The organism is Pseudomonas frederiksbergensis, from assembly GCF_017114915.1.
GTDB lineage: Bacteria > Pseudomonadota > Gammaproteobacteria > Pseudomonadales > Pseudomonadaceae > Aquipseudomonas > Aquipseudomonas frederiksbergensis_I.
In genome coordinates, this window is the sequence record NZ_JAAUOE010000005.1 from 1 (window position 1) to 20,998 (window position 20,998).

14 protein-coding genes are annotated in these 20,998 nt (G+C 60.8%); 9 read left to right on the top strand and 5 right to left on the bottom strand.

Annotated elements, in window-relative coordinates:
- Positions 1 to 43 precede the first annotated feature (43 nt).
- The 5 genes from msrA to aceE form a co-directional block, all read right to left on the bottom strand.
- Positions 44 to 691: a peptide-methionine (S)-S-oxide reductase MsrA gene (msrA, locus tag HCU66_RS05415; protein ID WP_205887509.1), complete on the bottom strand. Its 648-nt coding sequence runs from the start codon at positions 689 to 691 to the stop codon at positions 44 to 46.
- Positions 692 to 786: 95 nt separating this feature from the next.
- A complete protein-coding gene (locus tag HCU66_RS05420; RefSeq protein WP_205887510.1) occupies positions 787 to 3,480 on the bottom strand; it encodes a putative bifunctional diguanylate cyclase/phosphodiesterase in 2,694 nt (897 codons plus the stop codon).
- 223 nt (positions 3,481 to 3,703) lie between these two features.
- Positions 3,704 to 5,098, bottom strand: a complete 1,395-nt coding sequence (locus tag HCU66_RS05425; RefSeq protein ID WP_205887511.1) for an alkaline phosphatase D family protein — start codon at positions 5,096 to 5,098, stop codon at positions 3,704 to 3,706.
- A gap of 317 nt (positions 5,099 to 5,415) precedes the next feature.
- On the bottom strand, positions 5,416 to 7,371 hold the full coding sequence (gene aceF, locus HCU66_RS05430; protein ID WP_205887512.1) for a dihydrolipoyllysine-residue acetyltransferase: 1,956 nt from the start codon (positions 7,369 to 7,371) through the stop codon (positions 5,416 to 5,418).
- Positions 7,372 to 7,382: 11 nt separating this feature from the next.
- On the bottom strand, positions 7,383 to 10,028 hold the full coding sequence (gene aceE / locus HCU66_RS05435; protein ID WP_205887513.1) for a pyruvate dehydrogenase (acetyl-transferring), homodimeric type: 2,646 nt from the start codon (positions 10,026 to 10,028) through the stop codon (positions 7,383 to 7,385).
- Positions 10,029 to 10,411: 383 nt separating this feature from the next.
- On the opposite strand from aceE, the gene glnE reads away from it, so the two are divergent.
- The 9 genes from glnE to HCU66_RS05480 all read left to right on the top strand — a co-directional run bounded on the left by glnE (position 10,412) and on the right by HCU66_RS05480 (position 20,953).
- Positions 10,412 to 13,351, top strand: a complete 2,940-nt coding sequence (gene glnE, locus HCU66_RS05440; RefSeq protein WP_205887514.1) for a bifunctional [glutamate--ammonia ligase]-adenylyl-L-tyrosine phosphorylase/[glutamate--ammonia-ligase] adenylyltransferase — start codon at positions 10,412 to 10,414, stop codon at positions 13,349 to 13,351.
- Positions 13,352 to 13,490: 139 nt separating this feature from the next.
- The gene (waaF, locus tag HCU66_RS05445) at positions 13,491 to 14,525 is read left to right on the top strand and encodes a lipopolysaccharide heptosyltransferase II (protein ID WP_205887515.1); all 1,035 of its coding nucleotides are present in this window, start codon (positions 13,491 to 13,493) and stop codon (positions 14,523 to 14,525) included.
- 1 nt (position 14,526) lies between these two features.
- Entirely contained in the window at positions 14,527 to 15,588 is a 1,062-nt protein-coding gene (waaC, locus tag HCU66_RS05450; RefSeq protein WP_205887516.1) for a lipopolysaccharide heptosyltransferase I, read from the top strand.
- Complete coding sequence (locus tag HCU66_RS05455; protein ID WP_205887517.1) at positions 15,588 to 16,709, top strand: glycosyltransferase family 4 protein; 1,122 nt, start codon at positions 15,588 to 15,590, stop codon at positions 16,707 to 16,709. Before waaC ends, HCU66_RS05455 begins: the two co-directional genes overlap by 1 nt.
- Complete coding sequence (rfaP, locus tag HCU66_RS05460; protein ID WP_205887518.1) at positions 16,709 to 17,515, top strand: lipopolysaccharide core heptose(I) kinase RfaP; 807 nt, start codon at positions 16,709 to 16,711, stop codon at positions 17,513 to 17,515. The genes HCU66_RS05455 and rfaP overlap by 1 nt, the downstream gene beginning before the upstream one ends.
- The gene (locus tag HCU66_RS05465) at positions 17,515 to 18,249 is read left to right on the top strand and encodes a lipopolysaccharide kinase InaA family protein (RefSeq protein ID WP_205887519.1); all 735 of its coding nucleotides are present in this window, start codon (positions 17,515 to 17,517) and stop codon (positions 18,247 to 18,249) included. The genes rfaP and HCU66_RS05465 overlap by 1 nt, the downstream gene beginning before the upstream one ends.
- The gene (locus HCU66_RS05470; RefSeq protein ID WP_205887520.1) at positions 18,246 to 18,998 is read left to right on the top strand and encodes a lipopolysaccharide kinase InaA family protein; all 753 of its coding nucleotides are present in this window, start codon (positions 18,246 to 18,248) and stop codon (positions 18,996 to 18,998) included. The genes HCU66_RS05465 and HCU66_RS05470 overlap by 4 nt, the downstream gene beginning before the upstream one ends.
- Positions 18,998 to 20,449 (top strand): lipopolysaccharide kinase InaA family protein, encoded by a 1,452-nt coding sequence (locus HCU66_RS05475; RefSeq protein ID WP_205887521.1) that lies wholly within the window; start codon positions 18,998 to 19,000, stop codon positions 20,447 to 20,449. Before HCU66_RS05470 ends, HCU66_RS05475 begins: the two co-directional genes overlap by 1 nt.
- A 168-nt stretch (positions 20,450 to 20,617) precedes the next feature.
- Complete coding sequence (locus HCU66_RS05480; protein WP_205887689.1) at positions 20,618 to 20,953, top strand: YceK/YidQ family lipoprotein; 336 nt, start codon at positions 20,618 to 20,620, stop codon at positions 20,951 to 20,953.
- Positions 20,954 to 20,998: the final 45 nt, after the last annotated feature.

Consider the following 20,998-nt stretch of genomic DNA (forward strand, 5'->3'; position numbering starts at 1 on the left):
GCATTCCCACGCGGAGCGTGGGAACGATCAGTGGGCCCGAAGTTTAGATCGGGCAAGTCACGCCCGTACCGCCAATCCCGCAATACCCTTCAGGGTTTTTCGCCAGGTATTGCTGGTGATACGCCTCGGCGAAGTAGAACGTCGGTGCCTCTTCGATTTCGGTGGTGATGGTGCCTTTGCCAGCCTTGGTCAACTCGGCCTGGAATACTTGCTTGCTGTGCTCGGCTGCAGCCAGTTGAGTCGGGTTGGTGGCATAGATCACCGAGCGATACTGAGTGCCAATGTCATTGCCCTGACGCATGCCTTGCGTCGGGTTGTGCAATTCCCAGAACATCTTCAGCAGCTCTTCATAGCTGACTTTGGCCGGCTCGTAGACCACCAGTACCACTTCGCTGTGGCCGGTCAGGCCCGAGCAGACTTCTTCGTAAGTCGGGTTCGGCGTGAAGCCGCCAGCGTAACCCACTGCCGTGCTGACCACGCCTTCACGCTGCCAGAACTTGCGCTCCGCGCCCCAGAAGCAGCCCAGGCCGAAGATCGCGAAATCCACGTCCATCGCGAATGGGCCCAGCAGCGGGGCGTCGTGGACGAAGTGTTTTTCCGGCACAGTCATTGGGGTTTCGCGGCCAGGCAGAGCTTGTTCTTTAGTCGGGAGCACGTTTTTGTTCACCAGTATTTCCGAGCGCAGAACCATGATCAGTCCTCTCAGTCAGGTTGGGATGTCGATAGTCAGACCTTCAGTTTGCCCAATGCCGTCCAGTTACGCACTACCTCTATGGGGGCAGGCGGTCAGGCGATTGGGCCACGCGGGTAGCGTTTGAGCTTTTCGATCAGCTCGGAGCCCGGGATCGGTCGGTCAAACAGGTAGCCTTGGCCGACATCACAGCGGTGGCGGCGCAGGAAGGCCAACTGCTCGGCCGTCTCGATGCCTTCGGCCACGACCTTGAGTTTCAGGTTGTGGGCCATGGCGATCACGGCGGAGGTGATTTCCATGTCGTCCTGGTTGTCCGGGATTTCGTGGATGAAGCTTCGATCGATCTTGATGATGTCGATCGGGAATTTTTTCAAGTAGCTGAGCGACGAGTAACCGGTGCCGAAGTCGTCCATGGCCAGGGTCAGGCCCAGGCGCTTGAGCTGGTCGAGCTGCAAGTGCGTGTCTTCGGTGGCTTCCAGCAGCAGGCCTTCGGTCAGTTCCAGCTCCAGCAGGTTCGCCGGCAGCGCTTCCTCTTTGAGGATGTTGGCGATGGATGCCACCAGGTCCGGGTCGGAGAACTGTTTGGGCGACAGGTTGATCGCCACTTGCAGCTTGCCCAGGCCAGCGGCGGTCAGGTCTTTGCTCATACGGCAGGCCTGGCGGGCGATCCATTTGCCGATCGGGATGATCAGCCCGGTTTCTTCGGCCACGCTGATGAACTGGTCCGGGCGGATCATGCCTTTTTCCGGATGGTTCCAGCGCAGCAGCGCTTCCATGCCCAGCAGGCGACCGCTGCGCAGGCACAGCTTGGGCTGGTAGAACACGTCCAGTTCGTTCTGGGTCAGGGCGCGGCGCAGGTTGTTTTCGACGAACAGTTTGTAGCTCGCCTCGGCATTCAGCGCTTCGGTGAACACTTGCACCTGGTGTTTGCCGTTGGCCTTGGCCTTGTGCAGCGCCAGGCCGGCGTTGCGCATCAACGTCTGTGGGTCACGGCCGTGCAGTGGCGCGCAGGCCAGGCCCACGGAGCCGGTAACGCTGATCAACTGGTTGTCGACGAACATCGGTTTGTCGAGGGTCGCCAGCAATTGGTTGGCGACCTGCTGGCCAGTGGTGAGGTCCGTGTCGTCCAGCAGCACCGCGAATTCGTTACTGGCAAAGCGCGCCAGGCTACCGCTCGGGCTCAGGCTGTTGCGCAAGCGCCGGGCCAGGCTGATCAGCAGTTTGTCGCCGGTCTGGTGACCGAGGCTGTCGTTGATCCGCTTGAAGTTGTCGATGTCTACCAGCAACAGGCTGATCGGCGTATCGCTGTCCCGGGCGAAGCGTTCGTCGAGGTTGCGGATGAACGCCGGGCGGTTGCCGAGGTTGGTCAGGTTGTCGGTGTAAGCCAGGCGCTCGATGCGCTGCTGGGCGAGCTTGGTCTGGGTGATGTCTTCGTAAATGCCGATGTAGTGCGTCAGTTCACGGTTGTCGCCGTAGACCTTGGAAATCGACAATTGGCCCCAGTAGGGTTCGAGGTTTTTACGCCGGCTCTTGAACTCGCCCTGCCAGCTGTTGCTCTTGGCCAGCGCCGATGGTGCGTCGAACAGCAGTTCGCTGAGATTTTCCAGCGCCGGCAATTCCGACAGCCGCTGGCCGTGGACTTCTTCGGTGGTGTACTGAGTGATCGCGGTAAAGCTTGGGTTGACGTACTCCACCACGCCGTCGCAATTGACCAGCAGAAAGGCGTTGGCGCTTTGCTCCACCGCACGTTGGAACAGGTGCAGGGCATTGGTGGCGGTGCGGCGGTTGTGGTTGTTGATGACTTGGGCGAACTGATCCGCCAGTTCGCCGGCGAAGGCGATTTCGTCCGACTGCCAGGCGCGGGTCGCACCGATCTGTTCCAGGCAGAGCACACCGACCACCTGGCCATCGACGCGGATGCTGGCGTCGAGCATGGCGTTGACGTCGCGCGGGCGCAGGTGTTCGGCGATTTCCCGGGTGCGCGGATCGCGCATGGCGTTGTGGGCGTCGATGGCGCGGCCAGTGTGCAAGGCGTCAAGGTAATCGGGAAAACCACTGGCGTCGATTGGGTCCGGCAGTTGGTAATTCCGGGTGGCGCGATGGTAGGCCGATATCGGCGTCAGTCGCGAGCCGTCGAGGTTCCACAGGCTGGCGCAGTCGATTTCATAGATGTCGCAGGCACTGCGGGTGATCAGCTCGGCGGCTTCTTGCAGGGAATTGTTGGTGCTGTAGCGCTGGCGGGTCAGCAGCAGGATCAGGTCTTGCTGGGCACGCACCCGGTCCAGGTGCTGCAGTTGTTCCTGCTGGGCGCGTTGATTGAGTTCCAGGGCGATTTGCAGGCGTGAGTTCTGGGTTTCCAGATCCAGCGCCGGCAGCAACGGTTCGCCGTCGAACAGACCGTCTACCACCATCAGGTAGCCACGCAGCAGGTGTCGATTGTGTTGTTTGTAAGCTTCGCCCAGTTCCAGCAGGCTCAGCACGCCAGCGGCGGTGTGCAAGGTGTAGCGGATCAGGTAATGCGGGCTTTCGGTGAGTTGCTGCTGGATCGTGTCGTGCAGTTTATAGCGTGCTTCGGGTTCCATCAGACTGGCGTAGGGGGAACCGACCAGAGCACAAAGCTCCACCGCCGGCAGGCCGAACTGTCGTTCGCAATTGGGGTCGAGAAACAGCAGCGCCCAGCTCGGTTCATTCAGCCGTTCGAAACGCAGCATGCCGAGCCGCGAGGGCACCGGCAACTGCGTCACTACCTCGGCCACCATACGGCTGGCGGCATCGGGTTGGCTTTTCATGGAGGGAAACTCGCTTCGAATATGCTGATCGCGCCGGGCTCACGCCCTCTTTACTGTTGCCTGCGGCAAGGTTGCATCATTGCGACACTGACTGACAAGAGACATGAAGGCCAAGTGCTATAAGAATATGTCGGCAGGGGCGAAGATTTCTTCAGCGAGTGTGCAGAAGTCATGTGTTTGGCCAAAAAGATCGCAGCCAGAAGGCTGCGATCTTTTCCAGGGCTCAACGCAATTTGATGCTGATCGATTGCAATGGCTTGCCATCCCGATCGTGATAATCGACGCGAACCTGCTCTGCATCGACGATCAGATGCGCGAAATTGTCCTGGCTGATCACCTCACTGGTCAGCTCATGCCGATACTCGCCTGTCGCTGTTCGGGCCAGCGCTTGATCGAGGATAAAGGTCGAGGCCTTGGCATAGGGCAGCCATTTGCTGTTGCACAGCGGTGAGGAGACGATGGTATGAACTTCGAAATCCGGGTCCTCGCTGTGGGTCAGGCGACTGGTCAGGGAGCCGTGGACATCGCCGGAAATGAACAAGACGTTCTTGATGCCGTGGGCACGAATCGTCTCCAGCAGCCTTAGCCGCTGCTGCGGGAAGGCTTTCCAGGCGTCATCGCCGTGAAGTTTGCGGTCGGGGTAGAACATGACGCTGGTGACCACGAACTTGACCCGGGCCGGGCTGTTGATCAGCCATTTGAGCAGCGCCTGTTCCTGTTCTTCATCAAGGATGCGACGGTCGTTGGCCGACAGATTGCGTCGGGTTCGACTGTCGGTGATAAACCACTCGATATCGCCCTCGGCGAACTGATACCAATACTGCTCCAGTGTTCTGCTTACTTTTCCGTTAGCAAGTAGCTCATGTGCGGGGCTGTGGCTGGCTTGATATAACTCATACGCTGCCATGGCATTTTTGTATAAAAAAATATCGTTCTTGCTTTTGTTGGCGGGCCAGTTGTCTTCAATCTCATGATCGTCGAGGATCATGTAAGTCGGTATGTTGGACATTAACTTCGAGATATGAGGTTGCGAAAAAGCCGTGCGGTACTTGCTGAGAATGTCCTTGTATTCCCGGTCAGGGGCCACGATGTTCAGGTCATCGACGTAGATTTGATCGCCGGTCATCAGCATCGCGCTGATGGGCGGTTCGGCGCGTTCGGCCAGGCTTGTGATCGAGGCAAAAATACGGTCGCCCAAATGTGGCGCCGACGCAATGCCGGCAGTCATGCGCAGGTAACGGCATGAGCCGACCACATAGGCCCGTGGTTGGGTGGTTTTGCTGGACTGCGTGCGAAAGCGGTAGGTTTCCCGCGGCCATTGCAGCGGCAACTCCTCAATCGTCTCCACGGTATGCACCGGGCTCATGGGGCTGAACCAACCGGCCTGGTATTCATAGTCGGTATCGGTGGCCAGATCGTTGAGTGCAATCACATCGGACATGTCACGCAAGACGGACAGTTTTGCAAATACGCCTTTGGACCAGTGTTTCTCACCGGTGCGTCGATAGCGGATGCCTGCAAATACCAGCGCATTATTTTGTAATTCGCCGCGCAAGAAAATGCGGGCATGGTTAGTTGTGGTGTGGCCAATAATAGGGCCGACGGTCGGTTTGAACATGTTCGAATCCATTCGAAGTAATGCTAACTAAGCAGATTAAGTAGTCGAGGTTTCTATTGGAAAGCCTCGCAACTAAGCCTAGTTATTGACCGGCAAAAAATATCGGGCAAAAGTGGACTTGAGTCGTAGGTGGCATAAGCCGTGGATGTAGGAATAAAGCGCGGATGAGCGGCCTGTAGCAGCTGCTACATGGAAGGCTGACGCGCCATTTTCAAAGCAAAAAAAAGCCCCGCCAAATTGGCGGGGTTGAGGTACGAGCGTGGCGCTCGGAAAACGTGGAACGCGACTGGCCCTCCCAGGGGGAGGGCCGGTCGGTGTTACAGCAGGATGGTGCGGATGTCCGCCAGCAGGTCGCTCAGACGCTTGGTGAAGCGTGCGGCAGCGGCGCCGTTGATCACACGGTGATCGTAGGACAACGACAGCGGCAGCATCAGTTTCGGCTGGAAGGCTTTGCCGTCCCAGACTGGCTGAATGGTTGCCTTGGAAACACCGAGGATCGCCACTTCCGGCGCGTTGACGATCGGCGTGAAGCCGGTGCCGCCAATGTGGCCGAGGCTGGAAATGGTGAAGCAGGCGCCTTGCATCTCGTCCGACGAAAGCTTCTTGGTCCGGGCTTTTTCAGCCAGGGAAGCGGCTTCGGCGGCCAGTTGCAGCAGGCTCTTCTGGTCGACGTTCTTGATGACCGGTACCAGCAGGCCATCCGGGGTGTCGACGGCGAAGCCGATGTTCACGTATTTCTTGCGGATGATCGCCTTGCCGCTTGGAGCCAGCGAGCTGTTGAAGTCCGGTAGTTCCTTGAGCAGGTGCGCGCAGGACTTGAGCAGCAGCGGCAGGATGGTCAGCTTGACGCCGGCCTTCTCTGCAACGGCTTTCTGCGCGTTGCGGAACGCTTCCAGCTCGGTGATATCCGCCGAGTCGAATTGCGTCACGTGCGGCACGTTCAGCCAGCTGCGGTGCAGGTTGGCAGCGCCGACCTGCATCAGGCGTGTCATCGGCACTTCTTCGATTTCGCCGAAGCGGCTGAAGTCCACGACCGGAATCGGTGGGATGCCCGCGCCGCCGGTTGCACCAGCCGCAGCGGCCGGGGCTTCCTTGGCCTTTTGCATCATGGCCTTGACGTAAACCTGCACGTCTTCCTTCAGGATGCGACCGTGCGGACCGCTGGCGCCGACAGCGCTCAGCTCGACGCCGAACTCGCGGGCCAGTTGACGCACGGCCGGGCCGGCGTGAACTTTCGCGCCAGGCTTGGCAGGAGCAGCAACCGGGGCCGCAACAGGTGCAGCGGCAGCCGGAGCAGCAGCGGCAGGCGCTGGAGCACTCGGCGCGGCAGCGGCAGCCGGAGCCGGGGCTGCGGCAGGTGCCGCGCCTTGGACTTTCAGCTTCAGGATCAGGTCGCCGGTACCGACTTCGTCATCCAGCTTGATGGAAACGCTTTCCACCACGCCAGCGGCAGGCGATGGGATTTCCATGCTCGCCTTGTCGGATTCCAGGGTGATCAGCGACTGGTCGGCGGCAACGGTGTCGCCAGCCTTGACCAGTACTTCGATGATCTTGGCCTTGCCCGCCGAACCGATGTCCGGGACGTGAATGTCCTGAACGCTGTCGGCAACCGGTGCAGCCGGAGCCGCGGCGACTGGCGCCGGAGCAGCGGCAGCAGGCGCGGCAGCCTGGGCAGGAGCGGCGGCAGGGGCCGCAGCGCCCGCCACTTCCAGGTCCAGAATCAGATCGCCCGTGCCAACTTCGTCGTTGAGCTTGACGTTGATGGCCTTGACCACGCCAGCGGCGGGCGAAGGGATTTCCATGCTGGCCTTGTCGGATTCCAGGGTGATCAGCGACTGATCAGCCTCGACGGTATCGCCGACCTTGACCTGGATCTCGATGATCTGGGCCTTGCCCGACGAACCGATGTCCGGCACGTGTACTTGCTGAACGCTGGCAGCAGCAGGCGCGGCAGCAGGCGCCGCCGGCGCAGGTGCGGCAGCCGGTTTGGCTTCAGCTTTGGCAGCTGGCGCAGCAGCCGCAGGGGCTGGCGCAGCGGCACCTTCGACTTCCAGTTCCAGCAGTTCGTCGCCTTCTTTCAGGCGATCGCCCAGCTTCACTTTCAGGCTCTTGATGATACCGGCCTTCGGCGCAGGCACTTCCATGCTGGCCTTGTCCGATTCCAGCGTCAGGATGCTCTGATCGGCTTCGATACGGTCGCCGACCTTCACAAACAGTTCAATTACTTCACCTTCACCGCTGCCGATGTCAGGTACGCGAATGAGTTCGCTCACAGAGTGTCTCCTCAGCAGTCCAGTGGGTTGCGTTTTTCCGGGTTGATGCCGAACTTGGCGATGGCTTCAGCCACCACTTTAGGTTCGATGTCACCACGGTCAGCCAAGGCTTCCAGGGCTGCCAACACCACGAAATGACGGTCGACTTCGAAGAAGTGACGCAGCTTCTTGCGGCTGTCACTGCGGCCGAAACCATCGGTGCCCAAGACTTTGAATTCCTTGGACGGGACCCACTGACGAATTTGTTCAGCGAACAGTTTCATGTAGTCAGTAGAGGCAATGACCGGACCTTTACGGCCGTTCAGGCACTCTTCGACGTAGCTCAGCTTAGGCTTCTGGCCAGGGTGCAGACGGTTAGTGCGTTCAACGGCCAGGCCATCGCGACGCAGTTCGTTGAAGCTGGTAACGCTCCACACGTCGGCGCCGACGTTGAACTCTTCACGCAGGATTTTCGCCGCTTCACGGACTTCACGCAGGATGGTGCCCGAGCCCATCAGCTGAACGTGGTGCGCCGCTTCGCGGGTGTCTTCCTCGAGCAGGTACATGCCTTTCTTGATGCCTTCTTCGGCACCGGCCGGCATGGCTGGCTGCTGGTAGGACTCGTTCATTACGGTGATGTAGTAGAAGACGTCCTGTTGCTCTTCGGTCATCTTCTTCATGCCGTCCTGAATGATCACCGCCAGCTCGTAGCCGTAGGTTGGATCGTAGGTGCGGCAGTTCGGGATGGTGGCAGCCAGCAGGTGGCTGTGACCGTCTTCGTGTTGCAGGCCTTCACCGTTCAGGGTGGTACGGCCGGCGGTGCCGCCGATCAGGAAACCACGGGTGCGGCTGTCGCCGGCGGCCCAGGCCAGGTCGCCAATACGCTGGAAGCCGAACATCGAGTAGAAGATGTAGAACGGCAGCATTGGCTGGTTGTGGCTGGAGTACGAAGTACCGGCAGCGATGAAGGAGCTCATGGCGCCCGCTTCGTTGATGCCTTCTTCGAGGATCTGGCCCTTCTGGTCTTCCTTGTAGAACATCACCTGGTCTTTATCGACTGGCTCGTAGAGCTGGCCGACGGAGGAGTAGATGCCCAACTGACGGAACATGCCTTCCATACCAAAGGTACGAGCTTCGTCCGGGATGATCGGTACGATGCGCGGGCCGATTTCCTTGTCCTTGACCAGTTGCGCGAGGATCCGCACGAAGGCCATGGTGGTGGAAATTTCACGGTCGCCCGAGCCGTCCAGGATCGCCTTGAGGGTGTCCAGTGGAGGGGTCGGGATGTTGAAGCTCTTGGCGCGACGCTGAGGCACGAAACCGCCCAGTGCGGTACGGCGCTCGGCCAGGTAACGGGCTTCGGCGCTGCCTTCTTCCGGTTTGAAGAACGGCAGGTTTTCCAGCTCTTCGTCCTTGACCGGGATGTCGAAACGATCGCGGAACAACTTCAGGCTGTCGACGTCGACTTTCTTGGTGTTGTGCGCAGTGTTTTTCGCTTCGCCGGCACCGGTGCCATAACCCTTGATGGTCTTGGCCAGGATGACGGTCGGTTGTTCTTTGTGATTGACCGCTTCGTGGTACGCCGCGTAGACCTTGTACGGGTCGTGGCCGCCACGGTTGAGTTTCCAGATCTCGTCGTCGGACAGATCGGCAACCATCGCCTTGAGTTCTGGCGTGTTGAAGAAGTGTTCACGCACGAACGCGCCGTCTTTGGCTTTGTAGTTCTGGTACTCGCCGTCGATGACTTCGTCCATGCGGCGCTGCAGGATGCCGTCGACGTCCTTGGCCAGCAGTGGGTCCCAGAAACGGCCCCAGATGACTTTGGTCACGTTCCACTGAGCGCCGCGGAACACGCCTTCGAGTTCCTGGATGATCTTGCCGTTGCCGCGAACCGGGCCGTCGAGGCGCTGCAGGTTGCAGTTGATGACGAAGATCAGGTTGTCCAGCTTCTCGCGGCCGGCCAGGGAGATCGCGCCCAGGGATTCCGGCTCGTCGCACTCGCCGTCGCCCAGGAAGCACCAGACTTTCTGTTTGCCTGGCTGGATGAAGCCACGGTGCTCCAGGTACTTCATGAAGCGTGCCTGGTAGATCGCCTGGATCGGGCCCAGGCCCATGGATACGGTCGGGAACTGCCAGAAGTCAGGCATCAGCCACGGGTGCGGGTAGGACGACAGGCCCTGACCGTCGACTTCCTGGCGGAAGTTGTTCATCTGGTCTTCGGAGATGCGGCCTTCCATGAACGCACGGGCGTAGACGCCTGGCGAGGTGTGGCCCTGGAAGTAGATCAGGTCGCCGCCGTGTTCGTCGGTCGGGGCCTGGAAGAAGTAGTTGAAGCCGATGTCGTACAGGGTTGCGCTGGAGGCGAAGCTGGAGATGTGACCGCCCAGGTCAGAATCTTTCAGGTTCGTGCGCATCACCATGGCCATCGCGTTCCAGCGTACCAACGAGCGAATGCGGCGTTCCATGAACAGGTCGCCAGGCATGCGTGCTTCGTGGGTGACGGGGATCGTGTTGCGGTAAGGCGTGGTGATGGCGTAAGGGAGTTGCGAGCCGCTGCGGGTCGCGAGTTCCCCCATACGGGTCATCAGATAGTGAGCACGGTCTTCGCCTTCTTTGTCGAGAACCGATTCCAGGGCGTCCAGCCATTCCTGGGTTTCGACGGGATCGAGGTCTTGCATGGCTTGCTCCAGGGCGGAAAGGCTTCCAGAATCGGTTGCCTGAGTTTGCGACTGGCCTTGTGGGCAGACGATATAAATTCTTGGATTGCCGATAGGTTGTTCCGGCGGCGTGTAGTTTTACTACAAATCATCGGGCATTTCAGCCTTTCGAATGTATAGACGAGTAGTAAAACTACAGATGATTGGCTTGTGGCCTCCGGCTGCGTTGTGAGAATAATCGTTAAGGTTGGTCTTTTGCCAATCGAAAAAGGTGGAAGCTTGATGACCGCTGCCAAAAATAAAGAAATTTCAGCTATTTCTAACCTTTGTTCGACAGTCAGTCGCGTAGCGTGTTTTCACGAATCACTACATGCAGCCCTTCGCACGCCGATCAAGGATAGACCATGAGCCTCCCTTCGCTTGCCGAACTGCCCGACGGGCTCCAGCCGTTTGTCACCCGCGCCGAGCAGTCGTTCCGTACGACCGTCGGGGTTCTTCCCGACGATCATGGCCTGTCTGCCTGGACGCCAGAACGCTGGGCGCAATTTGCCCGCGTCACCGCGGCCAGCGACTTTGTGATTGAACAGAGCCTGCGTGACCCTGTGATGTTGCTGGAGCTGGTGCAGTCCGGCGAACTGGACCGGGCCTTGGCGCCGGGCGAGTTGTGCGCACAGATTGCGACGGCGGTGAGCGCCGCCGAAACCGATGACCAGCTTGGCCGTGCCCTGCGTCGTCAGCGCGCCCGCCAGCAAGTGCGGATCATCTGGCGCGACCTGACCCGCCAGGCGGATCTGGTCCAGACCTGTCGCGACCTCTCGGACATGGCCGATGCCAGTATCGATCAGGCCTATCAGTGGTTGTATCAGCGCCATTGCCAACAGTTCGGCACGCCCACCGGGCGGCGCAGCGGCGAGCCGCAGCAGATGGTCATTCTCGGCATGGGCAAGCTCGGCGCGGTGGAGCTGAACCTGTCGTCGGACATCGACCTGATATTCGCCTACCCCGAGGGCGGTGAAACCGTCGGCGTGAAGCGCTCGCTGGATAACCAGGAATTTTTCATTCGTCTTGGCCAGCGTTTGATCAAGGCGCTGGACCCGATGACCGTCGACGGCTTCGTGTTCCGCGTCGACATGCGCCTGCGGCCTTACGGCTCGTCCGGCGCGCTGGTGCTGAGCTTCAATGCGCTGGAGCAGTATTACCAGGATCAGGGCCGCGACTGGGAACGCTACGCGATGATCAAGGCGCGGGTCGTGGCCGGCGATCAGGTGGCCGGCGCCCGTTTGCTCGACATGCTGCGGCCGTTCGTCTACCGGCGTTACCTGGACTTCTCGGCCATCGAAGCGCTGCGCACCATGAAGCAGTTGATTCAGCAGGAAGTCCGGCGCAAGGGCATGGCCGACAACATCAAGCTCGGCTCCGGTGGCATCCGTGAAGTCGAATTTATCGCCCAGGCCTTCCAGCTGATTCACGGTGGTCGCGACCTGAGCCTGCAGCAACGTCCTCTATTAAAAGTACTCGGCACTCTGGAAGGTCAGGGCTACTTGCCGGCGGCGGTGGTCAGCGAACTGCGCGAAGGTTACGAATTCCTGCGTTACACCGAGCACGCGATTCAGGCGATTGCCGACCGCCAGACCCAGATGTTGCCGGACGGCGCACATGATCAGGCGCGCATTGCCTTTATGCTCGGGTTTGCCAATTGGACGGCGTTCCACGAACAGCTGATGTTCTGGCGTGGCCGGGTGGCCTGGCACTTCGGTCAGGTGATTGCCGATCCTGATGAAGAGGAAGGCACCGAGAGTGAAGTGGTGGTCGGCGGGGAATGGCTTCCACTGTGGGAAGAAGCCCAGGACGAAGAAGCCGCTTGCCGCCAACTCGAAGAGGGTGGTTTCGCCGATGCCACCAAGGCCCTGAAAGCCTTGGCCAGTCTGCGCGGCAGTCCGCAATTGCGTGCCATGCAACGCCTGGGGCGCGAACGCCTCGATGCGTTTATTCCGCGCTTGCTGGCTCAGGCCGTGGAGCACGCCAATCCCGATCTGGTGCTGGAGCGGGTGCTGCCGCTGGTGGAAGCGGTGGCGCGTCGTTCCGCTTATCTGGTGTTGTTGACCGAGAACCCTGGGGCCCTGCGTCGCTTGCTGACGCTGTGCGCGGCGAGCCCATGGATCGCCGAACAGATCACGCGCTTCCCGTTGCTGCTCGACGAATTGCTCAACGAAGGCCGGTTGTTCAAGCCGCCCTTGGCGCCGGAACTGGCGGCCGAGCTGCGCGAGCGTTTGACGCGGATCCCCGAAGACGACCTCGAACAACAAATGGAAGCCTTGCGGCATTTCAAGCTGGCGCACCGTTTGCGCGTCGCTGCCTCGGAAATCGCCGGCAGCCTGCCGTTGATGAAGGTCAGCGATTACCTGACCTGGCTCGCCGAAGCGATCCTCGAGCAAGTGCTGGCCCTGGCCTGGCGCCAGACGGTGGCCAAGTACGGTACACCGCTGCGCTCCGACGGCACTTTGTGCGACCCCGGCTTCATCATTGTCGGTTATGGGAAAGTCGGCGGCCTGGAACTGGGGCATAGTTCGGACCTGGATCTGGTGTTTATCCATGACGCGGATCCGCAAGCGGAAACCGACGGCCCGAAACCCATCGACGGTGCCCAGTTCTTTACCCGTCTGGGACAGCGAATCATCCACTTGCTGACGGCGCAGACCAACTCCGGTCAGCTGTATGAAGTGGACATGCGCCTGCGGCCATCCGGTGCATCCGGTTTGCTGGTGAGCTCATTGGGGGCGTTTGCCCGGTATCAGGAAAACGAGGCCTGGACCTGGGAGCATCAGGCGCTGGTGCGGGCGCGGGTGCTGGTGGGCAGTCAGGATGTCGGCCAGGCGTTCGAGAAGGTTCGCGCGGCGGTATTGGCCAAATCGCGGGATCTTTCGACCTTGCGCCAGGAGGTCAGCGAGATGCGCGCCAAGATGCGCGATAATCTGGGCAGCAAGAGCACTGCTGCGGGCACGGCGGCAAATGCCTTCGAGGCCGCGGCGCCGTTCGATCTCAAGCAGGATGCTGGAGGTATCGTCGATATTGAATTTATGGTGCAATACGCGGCTCTGGCGTGGTCTGAAACGCATTCGTCATTGCTGCGCTATACCGACAATATCCGCATTCTGGAAGGGCTGGAGGAGGAAGGGTTGATACCCGCCGAAGACGCCAGCCTGTTGCGTGAGGTCTATAAGGCCTACCGCTCCGCCGCTCACCGGGAGGCCTTGCAGAAGGACGCCGGCGTGATACCGGGTGACCAGTTCGTCGATGAGCGACGGCAGGTCATGCGGATCTGGCGTGAGCTGGGGTTGAGCTGAAACTGACATGGATGTGTATTAAATTGATCCGACGAGCCCCAGCCGGCTCGTCCAAATGACCCTGGCGGCTCACCCCGCAGGTGCTGGATTCTCGAGGCGGGGAGGCGTATGCCTCCCCGGTTCGTTTTTGGAAACCACAATGAAAATTCTGATCGTTGGGCCCAGTTGGGTCGGTGACATGGTGATGGCGCAGACACTTTTTCAGTGTCTCAAGCAGCGCCACCCGCAGTGCGAGATCGACGTGCTGGCCCCCGAGTGGAGTCGGCCGATCCTCGAGCGCATGCCCGAAGTGCGCCAGGCCTTGAGCTTCCCGCTCGGCCATGGCGTGCTGGAGCTGGCAACGCGTCGGCGCATTGGTAAATCCCTGGCCGGTCAATACGACCAAGCCATTGTGCTGCCCAACTCCCTGAAGTCGGCACTGGTGCCGTTTTTTGCCGGCATCCCCAAACGCACCGGCTGGCGTGGCGAGTTTCGCTACGGCCTGCTCAATGACGTGCGCACGCTGGACAAAGAACGTTATCCGCTGATGATCGAGCGCTTCATGGCCCTGGCCTATGAACCCGGCGCTGATTTGCCGAAGCCGTATCCGCGGCCAAGCCTGCAGATCGACCCGGTGACCCGCGACGCCGCCCTGGCCAAGTTCGGTCTGGCCCTCGACCGTCCGGTGTTGGTGCTGTGCCCCGGCGCCGAGTTCGGCGAGTCCAAGCGCTGGCCGTCCGAGCACTATGCCAAGGTCGCCGAGGCGAAGATTCGTGAGGGCTGGCAAGTCTGGTTGTTCGGCTCGAAAAACGATCACGGGGTGGGCGAAGACATTCGTTCGCGGCTGATTCCGGGGCTGCGTGAAGAGTCGGTGAACCTCAGTGGCGGCACTTCCCTGGCCGAGGCCATCGATCTGCTGTCCTGCGCCGATGCAGTGGTCTCCAACGACTCCGGCCTGATGCACGTGGCCGCCGCGCTGAACCGCCCATTGGTGGCGGTGTACGGCTCAACGTCGCCAGGCTTCACGCCGCCGTTGGCCGAACACGTCGAGATCGTGCGCCTGGGCATCGAATGCAGCCCATGCTTCGATCGCACCTGCCGTTTCGGTCATTACAACTGCTTGCGCCAGCTCATGCCCAAAGCGGTGAACGAAGCCTTGCAGCGGTTGCTGGGCACTGTGGTCGAGGTCAAATAGTTTGCGGGTACTGTTGATCAAGACGTCTTCGCTGGGCGACGTGATTCACGCGTTGCCAGCGTTGACCGACGCGGCGCGGGCGATCCCCGGCATCACGTTCGACTGGGTGGTGGAAGAAGGCTTCGCCGAGATCCCGACCTGGCACCCGGCCGTGGGCAAGGTGATTCCGGTGGCGATCCGTCGCTGGCGCAAGAACATCTGGCAGACCCTCAAGAGTGGCGAGTGGAAGCGCTTCAAGCAAAGCGTTCGCGCGACGAAATACGACTTGGTGATCGATGCCCAGGGTTTGCTGAAAAGCGCCTTGCTGACTCGCTATGCCAAAGCGCCGGTGGCCGGGCTGGATAAGAACTCGGCCCGCGAACCGATCGCCGCGCGTTTCTATTCCCGACGTCTGGCCGTGGCCCGTGGGCAGCACGCGGTTGAACGAGTGCGTCAGTTGTTCGCGTTGGCCCTGGGTTACGACTTGCCCAAAGGGCTGGGCGACTACGGTCTGAACGTCGAACGGCTGGTGGAGCTGCCGCGCAAGAATCCGTACGTGGTGTTTCTCCACGGCACCACCTGGGACACCAAACACTGGCCTGAAGCCTACTGGCGCGAGCTGGCCGAGCGGGTGGGGTATCTCGGTGTGGCAGTGAAGCTGCCGTGGGGCAACCCGGTCGAAAAGGCCCGCGCCGAGCGCATCGCCCAAGACATGAAACACGTCGAAGTGCTGCCCAAACTGAACCTGGCGGGTGTCGGCAAAGTCCTGGCCGGGGCGCAAGCCTGCGTGGCGGTGGACACTGGCCTCGGTCATCTGGCCGCGGCGCTGGACGTGCCGACCCTGTCGCTGTTCGGTCCGACCAATCCGGGCCTGACCGGCGCGTACGGCAAATCGCAGATTCACATGGCCAGCGACTTCCCCTGCGCGCCGTGTCTGCAAAAGAAATGCACCTATCAACCGACGGCCGATGATGCCCGTCGGTTCGACCTGAAACGCGAGTGGCCCCTGTGCTTCACGCGTCTGAATCCCGAGCGTGTCGCGAGCCGACTGAGCACGTTGTTACTGGCTGAGGAGCTGCGCTGATGCAATTGGCATTTGTCCTGTACAAGTACTTTCCGTTTGGCGGCTTGCAGCGCGACTTCATGCGCATCGCCCTTGAATGCCAGCAGCGCGGCCATCAAATTCGGGTCTACACGCTGATCTGGGAAGGCGACGTCCCGCCGGGGTTCGAAGTGTTGGTGGTGCCGGTCAAGGCGTTCTTCAATCATCGGCGCAACGAGAAGCTCACCGAGTGGATGGAGGCTGATCTGGCCAAGCGTCCGGTGGACCGCCTGATCGGTTTCAACAAGATGCCGGGCCTGGACGTTTACTACGCCGCCGATGGCTGCTTCGAAGACAAGGCGCAAAACCTGCGCAACTCGCTGTACCGGCGCTGGGGCCGCTACCGGCACTTCGCCGAGTACGAGCGCGCGGTGTTCGCCAGGGATGCCAAAACCGACGTGCTGATGATTTCCGAAGTCCAGCAGCCGCTGTTCATCAAGCATTACGCCACGCCGCTGGAACGTTTCCATCTGCTGCCACCGGGCATCGCCCAGGACCGTCGTCGCCCCGCGAACGCGGATGAAATTCGCGCCGGGTTCCGCGCCGAGTTCAACCTGAAGGACGATGAACTGCTGCTGGTGCAGATCGGCTCCGGGTTCAAGACCAAGGGCGTGGACCGCAGCCTCAAGGCGCTGGCTGCATTGCCCGCCGAGCTGAAAAAACGCACCCGACTGTTTGTAATTGGTCAGGACGACCCCAAAGTATTCCAATTGCAGAGCGCCACATTGGGGCTCGGCGACAACGTGCAGTTCCTCAAGGGACGCAGCGATATCCCGCGTTTCCTGCTCGGTGCCGATCTGCTGATCCACCCGGCGTACAACGAAAACACCGGGACGGTATTGCTTGAAGCCCTGGTAGCCGGTTTGCCGGTGCTGGTGAGCGCGGTGTGCGGGTATGCCCATTACATCGCCGAGGCTGACGCGGGTCTGGTGCTGGACGAACCCTTCGATCAGGCACAACTGACTCAGTACCTGACCGGCATGTTGAACGACGCAGATGCACGGGCGGCCTGGAGCCGCAACGGTCTGGCCTTCGCTGAGACGGCCGACCTCTACAGCATGCCGCAGCACGCGGCCGATGTGATTCTGGCGGAGCACGCTTAATGAAGTTGATGCTGGCTGAACCGTTCAAGAGCCTCTGGGCCGGACGCGACCCGTTCGTTGAAGTCGAGGGTCTCAAGGGCGAGGTGTACCGCGAGCTCGAAGCCCGCCGGACACTGCGAACCATCGTTGATGGCCACGGGTTCTTCGTGAAGATCCACCGGGGTATCGGCTGGGGCGAAATCTTCAAGAACCTGCTGACCGCCAAGCTGCCGGTGCTGGGCGCGGGGCAGGAGTGGAAGGCTATTGAGCGCCTGCAAGAAGTCGGTGTGCCGACCATGACGGCCGTCGCTTACGGCGAAAAGGGCAGCAACCCGGCGGACCAGCATTCGTTCATCGTCACTGAAGAATTGGCGCCCACCGTCAGTCTTGAAGATTTCAGCATCGACTGGATCAAGAATCCACCCGAGCCCAAGCTCAAGCGTGCCCTGATCGCCGAAGTCGCGCGCATGACCGGCATGATGCACCGCGCCGGGGTCAACCACCGCGATTGCTACATCTGCCACTTCCTGCTGCACACCGACAAACCGGTGACAGCCGAGGATTTCAAGTTGTCGGTGATCGACCTGCACCGCGCCCAGACCCGCCCGACGATTACCACGCGCTGGCGCAACAAGGACCTGGCGGCCCTGTATTTTTCGGCGCTGGACATCGGCCTGACCCGTCGCGACAAACTGCGTTTCCTCAAGGGTTACTTCCAGCAGCCCCTGCGCCAGATTCTGGCTGAAGAAGCCGGGTTGCTGGCGTGGCTCGAAGGCAAGGCCAACAAACTCTATGAGCGTAAACAGCGATATGGGGATGCGCTCTGATGTCGGGTTGGAAACTGGAGCCGGCTTATAGCGATCTGGCAGAAGACTTCGGCAGTCTCGATGCGGTGTTTGCCCTCAAGGGCGAGCAACTGACCCGTGATCCGCTGTCCGAGGTCATTCGTGTCCAGCGCAATGGGGTCAACTATTACGTCAAGCGTTACGTCGCTGCTGGCAAAGGCCTGCGCCGCTACCTGGGCAAACCCCGGGTGAAAGCCGAGTGGCAGAACCTCAAGCGTTTCGCCAAGTGGGGCATTCCCACCGCCGAAGTGGTGGCCTGGGGGCTGGAGCGGCACGGTGCGGCGTACGCCCGTGGGGCGATGATCACCCGCGAACTGCCGCATACCGAAGACTTGTCGGCCCTGGCCAATCGGCATGATCCGAAACTGGCGGACCGCGCCTGGGTCGACACTGTCAGTCGCCAATTGGCTGGTTTCACCCGGACCATGCACGACAACCGTTTTACCCATAACGATTTGAAGTGGCGCAACCTGCTGATCGACGATGAGGCGCGGCTGTTCCTGATCGATTGCCCCAATGGCGATTTCTGGCACGGCTTCTGGCTCAAGTACCGGATCACCAAAGACCTGGCCTGCCTCGACAAGGTCGCCAAGTACCATCTGTCGGCCACCCAGCGCCTGCGCTTTTACCTGCAATACCGCCAGAGCGGCCGGCTCAATGCCGCCGACAAAAAACGGATCCGGCACGTTGTGAGATTTTTCGAGGGACGCGAATGACTGATTTTCTGGCGGCTGAAGACCGTGCGCTGCTCGAGCGTCATGGCCTCGCTACCTTCGACGCGCTCTGGGCCAAGCGACTCGACGCGGTGGACGAACCCAACACCGGCCGGGGTGGCTGGAGCAGTGTGTTTCGGCTGGATCTGGAGGGTCATGGCTACTACCTCAAGCGCCAGAGCAACTACCTGATGCGCACCTGGCATTCGCCCTTTGGCGAACCGAGTTTTGCCCGTGAATTTCGCAACATCAGTCATTACCGGAAACTGGGTATTCCGGCGCTGCAGGCGGCGTTCTTCGGCGAGCGCAAGGTCGACGGCGAAGTTCGCGCGATTCTGCTGACCCGCGCGCTGGACGGTTGGGATGACCTGGATTCGCTGCTGCAGCGCTGGTCGGACCTGAGCGCGGCACAGCACTCGGCCATTCTCAAGGCGTGTGGGCAACTGGCGCGACGCCTGCACGGGATGCGTCAGGTCCACGGTTGCTTCTACCCCAAGCACATATTTCTCCACGCCACCGGTGACGGTTATCAGGCTCAGTTGATCGATCTGGAAAAAACCCGGCCGCTGTTTTTCGGCCAGCGTGATCGGATCAAGGACCTGGAGCCGTTGCTGCGTCGGGCGCCGGAATGGAGCGAAAGTCAGGTGCGCGAATTGTTGGCGGTTTATCTGGATCAGCCGCTGGACAGTTCGCTGGTGGACCGTTGGGAATCGCGCCTGAGCGCGCGGCGCAGTCACAAGGAGACGCGTTGATGCGGTTGTCCGAACTGAAGAGCGCCGGCCGCAGCCCGAGCCTGCCGCTGAACATTGCGCTGGCCGATGCCGCGGGGCCTGCCGAGTTGCAGTTGCTGAGTCTGCTGCGGGTGCTGCCGGGGCAACGTTATGTGGGGGCTGGCGTCTGGCGCGGCCGGCCGGTGCTGGCCAAGTTGCTGGTCGGTGGCAAAGCGGCGCGGCATTTTCAGCGTGAACTGGACGGTGTGCGTTTGCTCGCCGCCCAGGGACTGACCACGCCGTTGTTATTGGCTGATGGCCTGAAGGACGGCGAGGGCGGCTGGTTGTTGTTCGATTTCCTTGAAGGCGCGCAGAGCCTGGGGGATGCCTGGAAACAGGTCGAGCACTTGCCTGCGTTGGCGGATGAACAATCGGCCGTGCTGGCCGAGGCCTTGGGCGCCATTGGCCAACTGCACAGCAAGGGCCTGTGGCAGCAAGACCTGCACCTGGACAACCTGCTGCGCCATGGCGGTCAGCTGTATTTGATCGATGGTGCCGGGATCTGTGTCGAGACGGCGGGCAAGCCGCTGTCGCAACACAAAGTCCTGGAAAACCTCGGGGTGTTTTTCGCCCAGTTGCCCAAAGTGCTGGAACCCTTCACCGAAGAGTTGCTGGTGTATTACCTGTTGAGCAACGGCGAGCATGCCTTGCCGATGGAGGCGTTGCAGACGCAGATCGACAAGGTCCGTCGCTGGCGATTGAAGGACTTTCTGATCAAGGTCGGCCGCGAATGCACGCTGTTCAGCGTCCAGCGCGGGGCGTTCGGCTTGCGGGCGATTCGCCGTGAGGAAGAGGCCGCGATGCTGCCGGTGCTGGAGCAGGCCGATGCCTTGCTCGATCAGGGCCACCTGTACAAGACCGGCGGCGCGGCGAGTGTCGGCAAGGTCGACGTGGCCGGGCGCACGTTGGTGGTCAAGCGTTACAACATCAAAGGCTTTGCCCATTGGCTCAAACGCTTCTGGCGCCCGAGCCGCGCCTGGCACTCGTGGCGTGAAGGCAATCGCCTGGCGTTCCTCGGCATCGCCACGCCCAAGCCATTGGCGTTGCTGGAGAAGCGTTTTCTCTGGTTGCGCAGCCGGGCGTACCTGGTGACCGAGTATTTACCGGGGCCGGACATCATCGAGCGCTTCGCGCCATACGTTGAGAGTGGGGATGCGCCAGAGGCCGAGCTGCAGGCCCTGGATTATTTGTTCGCCGAGCTGATTGGCGAGCGGATCAGCCATGGCGATTTCAAGGGTCATAACCTGTTCTGGCAACAGGATCGCTGGGCACTGATCGACCTGGATTCGATGTGTCAGCATGGCTCGCTCAGCAGCTTTGCCCCGGCCTATGCGCGGGATCGGGCGCGGTTCATGCGCAACTGGCCCGAGAGCAGTGCGCTGTACCAAGTGATTGATCAGCGTCTTCCGAAGGATATTTCCAGCGCTGCCTGAATCGGGTCTTCGACCCTATCGCGGGCTTGCCCGCGATGGCACCAGATCAATCTCCCGAGATCAGGAGGACAGGTTCTTGTGAACCGTCCTACATGATCGACAGACCCCATGAACTGTGCCCTGAATAGCCACGATGCTAGTTTGCCTGATGTTTCCGGAGGGCAGATTGTGACGATAAAAATGGCTATGTTGCTGAGCGCTTTCTCACTGGCGCTACCCGGCTGCGGGACCGCTGTCACGGTGCTGCAGAGAGAAGAAGCGGCCGCCCGCAGCCTCAGGAAACAAAAGACCTATTGCCAGTCCATCCCTCGTATCTACAGCGGCCTGGCTCACGACTTCTGCCTCCTGCACGCGCCGCCCGATCCCACCGGTATTCTGGTGCCGTTCGTATTGCTGGATCTGACCCTTTCGGGTGTCTTCGACACGGTTTCCTTGCCCTATACGGTTTACCGGCAGGCTGCGGACGGCAATATCAGGATTTACTGGCGGCCGGGTCGCGGGTAACTCTTTTGTATTCCGGCGTGTCAGTGCTACACCTAACGCAGCCGG